This window comes from Shewanella sp. S1-58-MNA-CIBAN-0166, assembly GCF_040310085.1.
In the GTDB taxonomy this organism is placed as follows: Bacteria; Pseudomonadota; Gammaproteobacteria; order Enterobacterales; family Shewanellaceae; genus Shewanella.
This window is the reverse complement of the sequence record NZ_JBEOPN010000012.1, coordinates 114,859-129,445: the sequence shown is the minus strand read 5'-3', so window position 1 is coordinate 129,445 and position 14,587 is coordinate 114,859. Positions and strand designations below refer to the sequence as shown.

Here is a 14,587-nt window from a genome sequence, read left to right as displayed (position 1 = left end):
ATCCACGCTCAGTGCTCTATATACCTAGCCGTTATCCACTTAAATATAAACAGTAATGCTTATCCGAATAGCATTACTGCCTAGGCAACGGTTTTTATGGGCAAGTCGAAACTAGAATTACTTCTTAGCTTCAGCAGCCTTACGTTCTTTAACTTGAGCAACAACTTTCTCAGAAACGCTGTTTGGACAAGGGCTGTAATGAGCAAATTCCATAGAGAATTGACCACGGCCTGAAGTCATTGTACGTAGTGAACCGATATAACCGAACATTTCTGATAACGGTACGTCAGCTTTAATACGAACACCTGTAACACCAGCGTTTTGATCTTTGATCATACCGCGACGACGGTTAAGGTCACCAATTACGTCACCAACGTTGTCATCTGGGCTGAATACGTCAACGTTCATGATAGGCTCAAGAAGTTGCGCACCGGCTTTAGGCATAGATTGACGGAAAGCACCTTTAGCAGCGATTTCGAACGCGATAGCTGACGAGTCAACTGCGTGGAAAGCACCGTCTTGAAGCACAAGTTCAACGTCTAACACAGGGAAACCTGCGATAGTACCTGTGTTCATCATGCTCTTGAAACCTTTCTCAACAGCAGGCCAGAATTCTTTAGGTACGTTACCACCAACCACTTTAGAAGTGAAAGTGAAACCAGTGTTTTGCTCGCCAGGGCGAATAGTGTAGTCAATTTTACCAAACTGACCAGAACCACCAGACTGTTTCTTGTGCGTGTAGCTATCTTCAATTTCTTTAGTGATAGTTTCACGGTAAGCAACTTGAGGCTCGCCTACAATTAGGTCAACGCCGTAAGTACGCTTAAGAATATCAACCTTAATGTCTAAGTGAAGTTCACCCATACCTTTAAGGATGGTTTCACCAGAATCAATGTCAGTCTCTACACGGAAAGATGGATCTTCTGCAATCATTTTACCGATAGCGATACCCATTTTCTCAGAACCGCCTTTATCTTTTGGCGTTACAGAGATAGAGATAACTGGCTCAGGGAATACCATGGCTTCTAGTGTACAAGGGTGCTTAGGATCACATAAAGTGTGACCAGTTTGCACGTTCTTCATACCAACGATAGCGATAATGTCACCAGCTTGTGCTGATTCAAGTTCGTTACGTTCGTTAGCTTGCATCTCAACCATACGGCCAATACGTTCTGTTTTGCCAGTGAATGAGTTAAGGATGGTGTCACCCTTCTTCAAACGGCCAGAGTAGATACGTACGAAAGTTAACGCACCAAAACGGTCATCCATAATCTTGAACGCTAATGCTTTAAAAGGTGCATCAACATCAACGATTGCGAATTCGCCATTTTCGTTACCTTCTTCGTCAGTTAGAGGTTGTGGATCAACTTCAACTGGATCAGGTAAATAATCAACAACGGCATCTAGCAATAACTGCATACCTTTGTTTTTGAATGCTGAACCACAGTATGTTGGGAACACAGCCATTGTACGAGTACCCGCACGGATACAACGCTTAACGTCTTCAATAGATGGCTGAACACCTTCCATGTAAGCTTCTAATAAAGCATCGTCTTGCTCAAGAGCAGTTTCGATCAGCAATTCACGGTATTCTTCAACGATGTCAACCATGTCAGCTGGTACAGGCTTAATTTCGAAGTTTTCTGGTAAACCAGTATCATCCCAAATGTGAGCTTCACGAGTTAGTAGGTCAACAACACCACAGAATTCGTCTTCGATACCGATTGGTAAAACCATAACCAATGGGTTAGCCGCTAATACGTCTTTAGTTTGCTTAACAACACGTAAGAAGTCAGCACCCATACGGTCTAACTTGTTTACGAAGATGATACGCGCAACTTCAGAATCGTTAGCATAACGCCAGTTTGTTTCTGACTGAGGCTCAACGCCGCCTGAACCACAGAATACACCGATACCGCCGTCAAGCACTTTTAGCGAACGATAAACTTCAACTGTAAAGTCAACGTGGCCAGGAGTGTCAATAACGTTAAAACGGTGATCTTTCCAGAAACAGCTTACCGCTGCCGACTGAATGGTAATACCGCGCTCAGCTTCCTGTTCCATGAAGTCTGTGGTTGATTCACCATCATGTACTTCACCGATCTTATGGATCTTACCGGTTAGCTTAAGGATACGCTCGGTGGTCGTGGTTTTACCCGCGTCAACGTGAGCGAAGATACCAATGTTTCTGTATTTGGATAATTCGGTCATGATTCAACTTTAATGATTAGTTTAAGAAGTAGACGGAGCATGCGAAAAAGAACCGACACACCGCACATCAGGTTATTAAGGCGCATATTGTAAATTGGAACCTTGCTGGGCGCAAATAGCTGTTGCAATATTTATTTGTTTTTAGCATAAAAAAGCTCAATTAATGCTATAAATTGCATATAAAACAATTAACTAAAATATAGTAGATTATTTTTTAGTCTTAGGGGTAATTTGACCGAAAAATGTTAAATTTTAGATGAAATACCTAAATCGGCATTTTTAGAGCCACATAATGTCGCGAAACAACATCACACCACAACAAATATGCATTTATTCACATAAAGATCGATTTTTCCTAATGGCACAAACATCCAGCAAGATGTGGTTTTTATCTACGCACTACAATATTGATTACGCCCAGACTGCTTAGCTTTGTATAACGCGGCATCGGCTCGTTCAAAGCAAGCTTGTATAGGTTCATTCTCGCCCAATAAGGCAATCCCGAAACTACAGGTCACGTTAATATTGTGATAAAAATGAAAATGACTAAGTTCATCAGTAATTCGTTGGCAAAGCTCAGTGGCATCGTGTAACTGTACATGCTGACAAACCACCACAAACTCTTCACCGCCCCACCGGGCTACAACGTCAAGCTCCCTTACTGATGCTTGTAATACTTGTGCGACTTGAACTAATATTTTGTCTCCAATTGCATGTCCATGCAGGTCATTTATTGCTTTAAATAAATCAATATCCATGATGATCAAACTCATCTTGTTGTTCTGACCCATTTTTTTCAGCGGCTGCCTTGCATCATCTAAAAAGGTTTGATTAAAATATTGGCGGTTATACAATTTTGTCAGCGGATCATGTTGAGCCAAAAAATCGAGGTCGCAATTTTTCTTCTCCAGCTCTAACTGTAATTTTTGCAACTGCTTGTTGTTGGTTTCTAAATGAAGGTTGTACTTGCTCACACACATTGTTCGGTAAAGCAGAAATAAGATAAACATTCCTAGAGCAGTCACCACTTGGATCACTAGGCTGTAATCAATGTCTTCAATAACAGTAATATTATGCCATTTTTTATAAATTGAAATATGGTCTGCCTTAGTGATTTTTGCCAATCCAGCATTAATCTGTGGCAGCAAACCTTGCTTTGCATGAGTAACGCCAATACGCAACTCATCTTCAGGACCACCCCAACCCGCTATTTTTAGCGAGGTTAACCCGTGTTGTTGAATATACGCGTTAACAGAAAACATCGACCCTACGAAGACATCCGCGTCACCGTTAGCCACCTTTTCCAATCCTTGTCGCTCATTATCAGTCAACACGGTATTGATAGTCGGGTAAAATTGTTGGATATATTCCACTAGACGATAATCTTTGGGTATAGCCAATAAGCGATCACCGATGTTTTCAAAGCCTTGTAAAAAAGGTTGGGATTTTAATGACACCAAGACGTTTGGAGATTTAAAAAAAATATCGCTAAAAGAGAGATAGGCGTCGCGTTTGGGGGTTTGATTTAAAATGGGGGTTAACTCGCATGTACCTTGTTTGAGTAATTCTAAACTCTGTCGCCAAGACGAGGTGGGCACTAACACAAAAGTCAAATCGGTATAGTCGGTTAATAATGCTAAATAATCAGATGAAATACCAGTATGACGGCCATCGACAATGGCTTCATAAGGTAACCAATCTGGATCAACACAATAACGGATGATATTACGGTTTTTTGAATTGATGGCAGACTGACTCTCAACCACCGAAGCACTGGCATGCTTAGCGTTAATCAAATTAATGAATATCAACAGCGTAATCAATAATACGCTAGTGAACTCAAGTCGACTCAATGTTCGCATCATTTTTCAAAATAGTATGCTCCAACAATATGGTCCAACAAATTAGTTGAACCAAAAGTGTATATACTCTTAAGTGTATTACAACATACGAAAGTATGACAAAAAAATACCCGCTAAATAGCGGGTATTTTATTCAACAATCAATCGTAGGTATTACGCTTCGATTGGCAAAATCACAAACAGTAAGTCGCCTTGTGAAACTTGCTGTCCATTGCTATTAAGAATACGTTCAATACGATACTTTTGGTCTTCAGGATATAACACACCTGTTTGACGATTAAAGCCCGCTAACGTTAGTTGAGAGAACATCTTCATTGCTTCCATCAATGCCAATGTTTGTTCAACCGTGACAATGTCACCTTCTTTAACAAAGTCTGCTTCACCTGGTGCTGGAGAGGTATAGAAAATGCCTGCGCCTTGAGCCAGTACTTTCAACTCGTTACTTTCGCCAACACGTAATGATTCAGTATCAACCTCAATCGCTTCTGCTGCCGCTTCCATTTCAGCAATCAGTGCTGGAATGTCTAGCTCAGCCATTAAGCGAGGCAAGTAGTTTGTGTCATACACCCCTTCGTTGAAGGTTGGATCTTTAAGGATAAGCTTCAACAATGGAATGTTAGTCGCAATACCTTTAATCACTACGCTATCTAAGTAGGCATACATTTTAGACACAACGTCGGCACGGTCAGTACCTCGTATAATGATCTGTGCGATCAAGCTGTCATAGTATGGCGATACTTCCTTACCCGCTGCTGCAATCGAAATAATTTCTACATCGTCACGCTGAGGCAATACACATTCAGTGATTTTACCAGGATTAGGAATAAGCTGAAGAATACCGTGGCTATCAAGCGCCGCTTTTTCCGCCGTCACACGCACTTCCATGGCGTAACCTTGGTCTATTGGCTGTAGATTTTCAATTGAACGACCCGCAGCAATATCAAACTGCGCGCTAACAATATCAATACCCGATGTCGCTTCAGTCACAGGATGCTCTACTTGAAGACGTGTGTTCATCTCCATGAAGTACACTTCGTTAGCATCTAAGTTATAAATAAACTCAACGGTACCTGCGCCCATGTAATCGGTCGCTTCACCTAACGCACGAGTGTATTCCATCACGCGCTGTTTGAGCTCTTCAGGCAACATAGTCGAACCAGACTCTTCAATCACTTTCTGGTTATTACGTTGCACTGAACAGTCGCGAATACCCAATACTTTGGTATTACCAAATTTATCACGCAGTAACTGCACTTCAATATGACGCAATGAGGTAACGTATTTCTCTAAATACAAATCGCCATTACCAAACGCAGCGGCGGCTTCTGTCGCAGTTTTCTGGAAGAAACCAATCATGTCCTCAGGGCGTTTAACAACCTGAATACCTTTACCACCACCACCTTGCACCGCTTTAAGCAATACCGGGTAACCAATTTCAGACGCTACGTTCACGGCTTGTTCTGCGTTTGTCAAAATACCATGACTACCAGGAACAACCGGCACATTTTGCTTTTGAGAAGTATGGATAGCATTAGATTTGTTACCCATAGTGGTCATTGAATGCACGCTAGGACCAACAAAGTTGACCCCATTGTTAACACATAATGCCGCAAACTGTGGGCTTTCTGACAAGAAACCAATACCTGGGTGCAACGCATCGACGTTTTCATACTCAGCGACTTTCAATACTGAGTAAGCATTGAGATAACTTTCATCTGAAGTATTACCACCAATACACACAAGCTTATCAGTATCTTTCAGCATATCTGCAGGAACAGATGTCATGTCTGGGTCTGAGGCCACCAACACCACATTAATGTTGTTGTCGTGTGCTTTACGAATCAGTTTAACTGCCGTACAACCACGAGCATGCACTAGTACTTTATGGATAGGCTTCATCAATGCACGAGGATCGTCCTGTACAATAACGTCCTCTAGCTCAATCACTTCAGGCACTAAAGTCGACAACGCTTTGCTAATCACTTCTTCAATCTTAATTGTCGGTAATGGCATCAGTGGATCAATACCCGACAACTGAGTGTCTAAGGTGTCGCTAAATGGATTATGAACTAACCCCGTCATTGCCCCTGGCACTTTAGATAAGTAGTTAGACAATGTGGCTGTAGATGGTAAGTACGCAGGTACCACCATTTGACCAGCAAACGGCATATTGGTGCCAGAAAGATAGTAAGTCTGCACTAAAGGATGGGTTACAAAACTGGCTTGAGCACCACCAGTACAATCACCAAAACCAAACATCAATACCGGTAATTCGTTATCACGAATAAAGCGCGTAATACGGTCGTTCACGACCGCCATTGAAAACAATGCCGCTGCACCTTCTTTAGTTTGCATACCACCAGAGCTGATAAAACAAATAACCGGTAATTTACGCTTAGCACATTCAATTAATAGCGAACTGAATTTTTCAGCACTGGCCATATCAAATGCACCCGCTTGGAATGCCGTATTTGAAATGGCAACACCAACACGTAACTTACTGCCATTATTATTAAAGTCAGCCAGACCAGTAATTAAACCACAAGGGCGGATCTTTTTATCAATAGCATCTTCAATCGATAAACGGAAACCAGGGAAGTTAAGCATGTTAGCTGACATTTTGTCGGCATCAATTTCATCAAACTTAGTAAAGAACTGTTTGATAATATTTTCCCAGCCCATCTTGCCTTGTTTTTTCTCTTCGCGAAGAATTTTTTGGATCAGTAAGTCTTGGTAACCCATGGTTAAACGGTTCCAAAAATCCTTACGACGACCAATACGTACAGGGTTAATTGTCCCAGTGTATTTATCGTGTTCATCTTCACTATCAAAGTACTCTGGTAATAGACGCTCGAAGAAATAAGTTAAGATTACAAACAGCGAATCGTTTAACTGCGGGAAACCGACACTCTTCCATTGCTCTACACGAGTAAGCAATTCAGCACGATTCGATTGATCCATAAAGTATTTAAGCCACTTATAGAACTTGCTCTTGTCGTTAGCTTTGTCGCTTGTCGATAATGCGTTATCAATCGATTTGTGGAGTAATTTATCCACTGATTCACGAGATAAACTTTTTGACATCATGGCTTCTTTCGAAATTGACGCCAAGCTGCCTACGACATTGTCATATAGCGCATTGAAGATAAGCACGTTATGACACTGCCAAATAAAATCAGCACGTAATTCATCGTTAACCACAATATCCAATACAGTAAGCTGACTTAGCTCAGGCCATGGAGCTTGCGTTGTAGATTTAGGCAGTGACTCTAAATGCTTAATTAAGCCATTGAAATTGTTAGCGGCGTTACTTTTCCAGCGATGATATAACGACCAACCAATGTTAAATAACAATGCTTTACGTGCTTTTTTATAGTTCTCTTTTGGTTCACCCAAAATAAAACGTGTAATCACGTTACGTTCGGCAGAAATGTCTTTACGTTTAGCGCTGAATGTACCCCAAAGTTTATTCAGTTCTTCATCGTAAACAAGCTTATCTGGGTTGGTTAACCACGCCTGGAACACGCGTTCCTGTTCTTGCTTAATGCGCGCTAACAAATCACCTTCTGGCACGCTCACTTTTGATAAGCGACCATACTGTTCTTGTGAGATTGAATGAATACGGCTACGCAAGGTCAAATAACGCAAATAACGATATGCACTACCAAAAATATTGTGGTACATCGTTGGGTTATTGGCGACCGATAAGCGGGTATTATTTTCAAGTGTGAGCAGATTAGCCGACGGCGCTAAATAACGCTGTAAACTGCGATCATAATGCTCTTTTAAATCGGTAGATTCGCGCACAAAGTTCATTGCTGCACGTTCAACGGCTTCAATAGAACTGATAATCGCACGACGGAAATTATGCTGACGCTCATCTTTATCTGATGGAGTAAAATCGATAATGCCGTCAATACACCCAGCGGTATATAACTCTTCTGGTGACACGCCTACCGATTTAGCACATTCCTGCCATGACAAGTTGTACTTACGCGCAATGCTCTGTAAACCTTGTGGCTGAATGGTGTTAAAAATACCATCTCGTACAGATAGTAAAATGTTTGCTGCAGCTAATGGAATTGCACCACCTGAATAGCCTGCACCAATCACAATACCGACAGTCGGTACATCAACATTAGCACTTTCAGCAATCGCTTTAGAAATGGTATGCGCTTGATTTTGGCTATTGGCAATTTCGCCAGCATCTGCACCAGGAGTATCAATTAAATATACTATTGGCATCGACAATTCTGCGAAGTGACGGATCGCCTTACATGCTGCAAGATGGTGTTCTGGCATCCATGCACCGTTTGCGGTCGTGCGCTCTTGCGCAATAAAACCGATACGGCGAGTACGAGTACCAAAGTTAAGTTCCACTTCAGCACGGTAAAACGGTCCGATATGACTTTCGGCAATAATCTTGCCTTTTAAGTCAGCGATCATACGCTTCGCGCCTGGGCGGTTTTTATCCAAAGTCGGTTGAATAACTTTATTGACATAACCGTCAACGTCTAAAGATGCCAAACTCTTCAAGTTTGATTGAATGGAATCTTCTGTTAATAATCCTTTCACTTCTTCAGATAAACTCTGCTTGTTATGAGCAGGAAATAATGAAAAGTCTTTAGCCAAGTGTTCAGCTTGTAAGAAAAGTGGGTCAGCCGATAGTGCTTGAGTCTTGTTAGCGGGCTGCTTTTTGCTGGTCATCCTTAGATCCTCTGCTTATATAGCCTCTGAAAAATTTTTTTAGCCCGTAAATATAACTTTGTTAATGGGTAAATTACCATATAAACTAGCTTGGACGCTTTGTTCCATAATTGAGACAGTGAGGTTTGAATGCCCGATTTGAACGGTATGATGCTGTTTGCAGCCGTTGTAAGAGCAAAAGGATTCTCTCAAGCAGCACGAGAGATCGGACAACCTAAATCAACAATTAGTCGTAAAGTTGCTCAATTAGAAGAACAACTCGGGGTACGATTACTGCAACGAGACACCCGAAATTTAAGTCTGACTCAAGTAGGCGCATTATTTTTTCAACATTGTGATTCTATTAGTCATGAAATTGAAGCGGCCAAAGCCACCATAGAAAACACCCATAATGATATTTCTGGTGCGTTACGTATCGCCATTCCGGTATCATTTTCACAAGATGTTATCGGCCATTTATGTTCTAGTTTTATGCGCCTTTATCCCAATATAGAACTCGATATTCAATTTACCGATAACGATGTCGGGCTTGTGGGTGAAGGTTACGATATCGCAATTAAGTATGGTCCACTACAGTCATCAGATCTTGTCGCCAGGTTATTATTTGAACGCCAGCCAATTTTGGTTGCAAGCCCTGGTTACATTAAAAAATTCAGCAGCCCTGCAACACCACAAGAATTAACTCAGCATAACGGCATTTTACTCGGCACTACACTGTCGGCACCCATTTGGGCGTTAGGCAAAGGTAACCGTAAAATAATGGCAACCTTTAAACGTAAAGTGCGAGTTAATAGCGCCAGTATGGTGAAACGTTTAGCGTTGGATGATTATGGTATTGCCATGCTTTCTAATACTAGTTGCAAGCAAGAACTTGCAACCGGAAGCTTGGTGCCCATTTTACAAGAATGGCCAATGGAACCGTTTAAAGTGTATGGGGTGTATTCAAGTCGCCGTCAATTAGCCAGTAATATAAGTGCTTTTTTAGACTTTTTCACCAAACGATATACCAGCCAAGAATCACTGAATTCGATGATGAGTTAAACTATACACTGGCAAACGAGTCACCATCGGGTCTTTGTTATGCATATGGTCTCGCATCAATACCAGAATCATTAGCTCAAATAACAACCTCAAATGGCCAAATAAGCCATTTAAGGTTATCTCGATTGAGAAACTTATAACGCGAAGCTTTCTGAACAGCACTAAAATCGATAAGGAAATCGCAGACTGATTTGGTAGTCTGGTGAATCTTCTGTTAGTCCAGCACCCATTGATGTCACCATAGACAGATTGGGCGATAAGGCTAACGTAGCACCAATACCTAAACTCGCAGTATTGGTGTCAGTACGAGGGATTTTCTCCCACTCTCCACCTTCTGGTCTTTGTTTGGTCTTACTGTAAAATCGCTGATTAAAGCTCATACTCAAACTCATTCGTTCGGAAACCGCAAAGGCCAATCCCACGCTGTAATCCAGATAATTGCCTAAATCAATTTCACCGGGGCTTAACCCTGGTGCGCCAGATAAGTCATCAAAGCTTTCTTTAAAACTAGCACCGTAATTTAAATTAAAAAACACAATCGCAGGATCAAACGTTTTTGCTAAGCTAAACCCTGTCGATACCCCCCAAACACCTGAACCCGTTGCCATTTCTGTAGGATAGGTTAAATTGCCGGTATCAGATGTTTCAAGCAAAATCCCAAAAGGATCTTTTCCCGTTGGCGCGCGAACTCTGAAGTTCCATACCCAATCGGGCCAATCTACAGATTCAGTATTAATGCGGTAATAAACTGCACCACTGACATCCCCTATTTGACCACCACTAATTTTAGCCGTTTCGTATCGTTGACTAGAGTTGCCTTCCCCCACTGAGTCATACTGAGTCCAACGATACAGATACGGCAAACCGAGCTCAAACTGCCAGTTTTCATTTAATGTATAGCGGGTAGTGAGATCCAATCGTGTTGTATTAGTGCGAATACGATCTAGGTTTAAGTTACCCAAAAAAATAGCATCAAGCGCTAAAAAGCCTCTAAGAATGAGATCTTTACGGCTGTAGTAACTATAGGTAAATGAGGGTTCTACGGTAAATTTCCGAGAGAAGACATTATGTGCTTCTTGTAATACATCATCAGTACTTCTTGCTCTGTCTGGCGCTTTTTTTCGTTCTGTTGTGTTGCTGGCGATTGCGCCTTGCTGGCTTGATTGAACATCTTGTCGCTCGGCTGACGATGTTGCAGATGATGTTGCAGATGATGGAGTTGATGGTTGCTTAGTCGTTGAGGCGAGATCTTTCGTGCTGGCTTGTCTGTTTAATGCCTCTTGCTTGAGCACCTGTTGAGCCATCTGATTAATGGTCTGTTGCTGTAATTTAATTTGTTGATTCAACTGAATCAATTTCTGTTTAAGTACTGCGATATCTTGTTCAGATAAGGTTGTTTCTAAGGCTGGTTGAGGATCAGTATCTGCAGCATACGCAGGTACTGCCAATATTCCAGGCAGGATCACTGCGACAGCTGAGGTCCATTTCTTATTCATAAATACATCCTTGGCTTGTACAAAATGAATTAAAATCCTAGTGCGGTTAAATCGCTGATTTGCCTACCAAGTATATTTGACTCAATTGGTCCAACAGGCATACCGTCATACCTTAGTGTAGACTGGTTTATCACTCCATGACTGAGTCCATCAATAAAAATGCTTTGAACTAACTGACCATTGCCATTTTGATAACTAATACCTTGACTGGCTCTGCCTGAAGCCAGTTCGACCTGATAGCCAACTGTATTACCGTTAGCCGAAAACGTGGTGTTGCCATTATTACTCACAAGCGTTGTGCCGACGGCAACATTAATCCCTTGCAGTAGCGGGGTTAATCGCCCTTGAGCCATATCTAATTCATTGACGGCTAAGTTTTTACTCCCAGCGATTTGAATTCGTTGTTGTAATCCTGCTGTTTGACCCAAAGCATCTAACTGAAACCCATTGTTACTACTAATGGCATTGGGATCGCTGATAGTAATATTCACTGAGGGCTGATTGTCGACTTGAGAAAACTCAATTTGCATTCCAACTTGTTGCTGGACACCATTATCTTGAATAAACTGCGTTTGCATCTGCAAGCCAAAGTAATAATCTTGGCCATTATTAGTGTATTTACCTTTCATTGATTCCAATTCAAAGTCTGTCAGCACTTGGCTATGTTGGAATACCGTCAATGAAGGCGAACTGGCCATCACAGGTGCTGCAATCGTCAGTAATAGCATCATGCTTAGTTTCATAACTTCCTCCTTAAAGCATATCTGAATAAGAAAAACCAAACTCAAGTAACTCAGCATCCGTCATAGGTGAGAGCGGATCGAGTGCCTTAAACGTTAGTTTTGCTCTTGGATGTAGTAATGGATTATCACGTCGATACTCTTGCCCAATAACCACAAATACAACCCCATTCCACTTTTGGGTAAACTCATCCATTGTCATGATCCTATTACCTAATGCGGGATCGCCTAAATAGACTTCTCCGCGATCATGTCGACGAAAAACCACAAAGTGGCTATAGCCACCATCATTAAGTAATACAATGGCAGGTATCTTGAGCAACAACATTTCAGCTTCACCGACTTTATATCCCCGCCCCCTTAATCCTTGAGATTGCAGATACCGTTTCATATTAAGCAGTGAAAATCCTTGCTCTTGTACCAATGTCAGATCGGCATGCTCTAACATGCCAATTAACACTTCCTGCTCATTTATATCTTGACGGTCATAGGCATATTTCAACAAGCTAGCTAGACTTGCGGCACCGCATGAAAAGTCGGTTTTTTGCTCTATAACATGCTCAAATTTTCGCTCACGTATACTCTGAATAGATTTAGAATAGGTTCCCATACCCGGCACGACACCCGTTAATGGGATATCTGCTGAGTAACTGTAATAAGTGAGACTAAAGCTGGACATGATCAGCAGTGCAATCATTAAATTAGTTATGTCGCGCATAAGATGAATCAGGGGGTTACCCCCCTGCCTTATTCATAACGTATCATGAGGTCTTTACTCGCCAGAAATGATCTCTGCTGGACCCGTAATGCTTGTTAAAGCAAGGTTATTTGACTGAAGGTTACCCGTACCACTGGCCAAGTTAACCCCAATGTTACCCGATGCATTCTGGAAGGCTGTTCCAGCTAATAATGAAGAATTATTAGACTTCTGAAGCACAGTTTGAACAAAGAAAGGTAATTGACCACTCACGGTACCATTAAGCGCTAAATCACCTTCTTCATCAAAGGTCATCACTTCAGCACCAGATGGGTTTTCTGTATCAAAATCAACATGACCCACTACAGTTCCTGTTCCTGAATTATGTTCTCCGTCACCTTCTAAAATAATTTCTGGATAATAGGCATCATTTAAAGCGGACGTACCTTCATAGGTTCCTCCGGCATCAAGAACAAGATCCACATCGACATATTCCACGCTATCCTGAACAACCCCTATATTCATCGTGCCGTTATGCCCAGTACTTTGCACATTAGACACACTGGCTTCACCTAAACGACCATTGTATGAAGACGCGGCCATATTGTTAGCCTGAATATTGTTGTTACCTGCAGCAACATTGACACCAATATTACCTGAGGCATTCATGAACGACGCACCATTGATGGTTGATGTATTAGTTGAGGCTTCGTTCCACACACCATTAAAACCACCCATTTGAGTACTGAAGATTTCAGCATCACCAGAGCCAAAAGCAAAACCGGCATCAATAGAAGCTAATGCAGCTGAGTTACTTTGCGCATTAAAATCACCTGCCGCTTGGTTAACACCAATATTACCGCTTGAGTTTTCAAACGCATTACCAGATATTTTAGCGTCATTATCGTGATAATAATTTTCAACTAAATTTGCGCTAGTTTCCTGTACATTTTCAACTACAGCCATGCCTAAACCATTAGCCGTGATAGTGCCTTCAATGGTCACTTTACCTTTATATTTAAGCTCTTTAGATACATCTATTTTTTTATCTAATTCAACACTACTGTCTGAATCTGTCATTCCATTTGCATATGCAGAACTACTCATTATTGCTGCAATACTTAGCACTAGAGTGAGTTTTTTCATCTTCCATTCCTCCGATCGATGATTATTAATTCCCGCTTGGTAACTGCAACGAGAACTGGTTAATGGCAACATTATTGTCACCAGAAATTTGATTAATCTGCATCACGCCCTGCGCATCCAAAAAACTGTCTGGAGCGATGTCGGCCTGATAGTGTGATAATTGATAAGATGACGGTGCCAATTGGCTCGACACTTGAGTTAAGGCTTCATCATTCAACCCTTGCCCTATGATGGTTTCTAGGGTCGAGTCCATGGCAATGCTGCCTATGTTAGCTTGTATGTTTTGCTCACCGCTGACTTGATTAATACTGGCTAAGCCTTGAAATTGAGCAAAGGCTTGGCTGTCTATTACTGCAGTAAGTTGCTTATTAAATTCTGATAATGATGTTGGTTGCGGTAATTGGTTGTAATTAATCGTTTGGATAGACGTGCGTTGGCCTAATGCATGGCTGTTAGACTGAATATTAAAATCGCCAGCAGCTTGGTTGATACTTGCCCGACCTGCGCCTTGCATCACATGTGAACCAATCACCGTTGAATCATCAGCGTATGAATGAGCAACCAGCAATAGCGCACTGAGCTGTATTGCTCGCTTCAATGATAATTGCAACAATTTGCAATGTACCTGGCTAATGATTTCCATAAGATGTTCCTTCCATATTTGATAAAAGGATATAGCAACCCTTA

At 41.6% G+C, this 14,587-nt stretch carries 9 protein-coding genes; 1 reads left to right on the top strand and 8 read right to left on the bottom strand.

What is annotated here, in order from left to right; all coding sequences use genetic code 11:
• Positions 1–117: 117 nt before the first annotated feature.
• The 3 genes from fusA to AAEY99_RS09710 form a co-directional block, all read right to left on the bottom strand.
• A complete protein-coding gene (fusA, locus tag AAEY99_RS09720) occupies positions 118–2,211 on the bottom strand; it encodes an elongation factor G (RefSeq protein WP_101086185.1) in 2,094 nt (697 codons plus the stop codon).
• A 392-nt stretch (positions 2,212–2,603) separates the two neighbouring features.
• Positions 2,604–4,073, bottom strand: a complete 1,470-nt coding sequence (locus tag AAEY99_RS09715; protein ID WP_351010315.1) for a diguanylate cyclase — start codon at positions 4,071–4,073, stop codon at positions 2,604–2,606.
• Positions 4,074–4,226: 153 nt separating this feature from the next.
• On the bottom strand, positions 4,227–8,780 hold the full coding sequence (locus AAEY99_RS09710; RefSeq protein ID WP_101086186.1) for an ATP-binding protein: 4,554 nt from the start codon (positions 8,778–8,780) through the stop codon (positions 4,227–4,229).
• A gap of 129 nt (positions 8,781–8,909) precedes the next feature.
• Here AAEY99_RS09710 and AAEY99_RS09705 point away from each other — a divergent pair, with 129 nt between their 5' ends.
• Complete coding sequence (locus AAEY99_RS09705; protein ID WP_101086187.1) at positions 8,910–9,821, top strand: LysR family transcriptional regulator; 912 nt, start codon at positions 8,910–8,912, stop codon at positions 9,819–9,821.
• A 161-nt stretch (positions 9,822–9,982) separates the two neighbouring features.
• Here AAEY99_RS09705 and AAEY99_RS09700 read toward each other — a convergent pair whose 3' ends face one another.
• The 5 genes from AAEY99_RS09700 to AAEY99_RS09680 are packed head-to-tail and all read right to left on the bottom strand — an operon-like array spanning position 9,983 to position 14,543.
• The gene (locus AAEY99_RS09700) at positions 9,983–11,317 is read right to left on the bottom strand and encodes a transporter (RefSeq protein WP_197708416.1); all 1,335 of its coding nucleotides are present in this window, start codon (positions 11,315–11,317) and stop codon (positions 9,983–9,985) included.
• Between the two features lie 29 nt (positions 11,318–11,346).
• The gene (locus tag AAEY99_RS09695) at positions 11,347–12,060 is read right to left on the bottom strand and encodes a hypothetical protein (protein ID WP_101086188.1); all 714 of its coding nucleotides are present in this window, start codon (positions 12,058–12,060) and stop codon (positions 11,347–11,349) included.
• Between the two features lie 10 nt (positions 12,061–12,070).
• A complete protein-coding gene (locus AAEY99_RS09690) occupies positions 12,071–12,775 on the bottom strand; it encodes a C39 family peptidase (protein ID WP_242445110.1) in 705 nt (234 codons plus the stop codon).
• Positions 12,776–12,829: 54 nt separating this feature from the next.
• Complete coding sequence (locus AAEY99_RS09685) at positions 12,830–13,900, bottom strand: FapB/FapC family functional amyloid domain-containing protein (protein ID WP_101086189.1); 1,071 nt, start codon at positions 13,898–13,900, stop codon at positions 12,830–12,832.
• A gap of 25 nt (positions 13,901–13,925) precedes the next feature.
• Entirely contained in the window at positions 13,926–14,543 is a 618-nt protein-coding gene (locus AAEY99_RS09680) for a FapB/FapC family functional amyloid domain-containing protein (RefSeq protein ID WP_101086190.1), read from the bottom strand.
• Positions 14,544–14,587 lie beyond the last annotated feature (44 nt).

Coding starts and splice junctions, on each gene's coding strand:
- fusA (WP_101086185.1), bottom strand. CDS start 2,211: ATGACCGAATTATCCAAATACAGAAACATTGGTATCTTCGCTCACGTT.
- AAEY99_RS09715 (WP_351010315.1), bottom strand. CDS start 4,073: ATGCGAACATTGAGTCGACTTGAGTTCACTAGCGTATTATTGATTACG.
- AAEY99_RS09710 (WP_101086186.1), bottom strand. CDS start 8,780: ATGACCAGCAAAAAGCAGCCCGCTAACAAGACTCAAGCACTATCGGCT.
- AAEY99_RS09705 (WP_101086187.1), top strand. CDS start 8,910: ATGCCCGATTTGAACGGTATGATGCTGTTTGCAGCCGTTGTAAGAGCA.
- AAEY99_RS09700 (WP_197708416.1), bottom strand. CDS start 11,317: ATGAATAAGAAATGGACCTCAGCTGTCGCAGTGATCCTGCCTGGAATA.
- AAEY99_RS09695 (WP_101086188.1), bottom strand. CDS start 12,060: ATGAAACTAAGCATGATGCTATTACTGACGATTGCAGCACCTGTGATG.
- AAEY99_RS09690 (WP_242445110.1), bottom strand. CDS start 12,775: ATGCGCGACATAACTAATTTAATGATTGCACTGCTGATCATGTCCAGC.
- AAEY99_RS09685 (WP_101086189.1), bottom strand. CDS start 13,900: ATGAAAAAACTCACTCTAGTGCTAAGTATTGCAGCAATAATGAGTAGT.
- AAEY99_RS09680 (WP_101086190.1), bottom strand. CDS start 14,543: ATGGAAATCATTAGCCAGGTACATTGCAAATTGTTGCAATTATCATTG.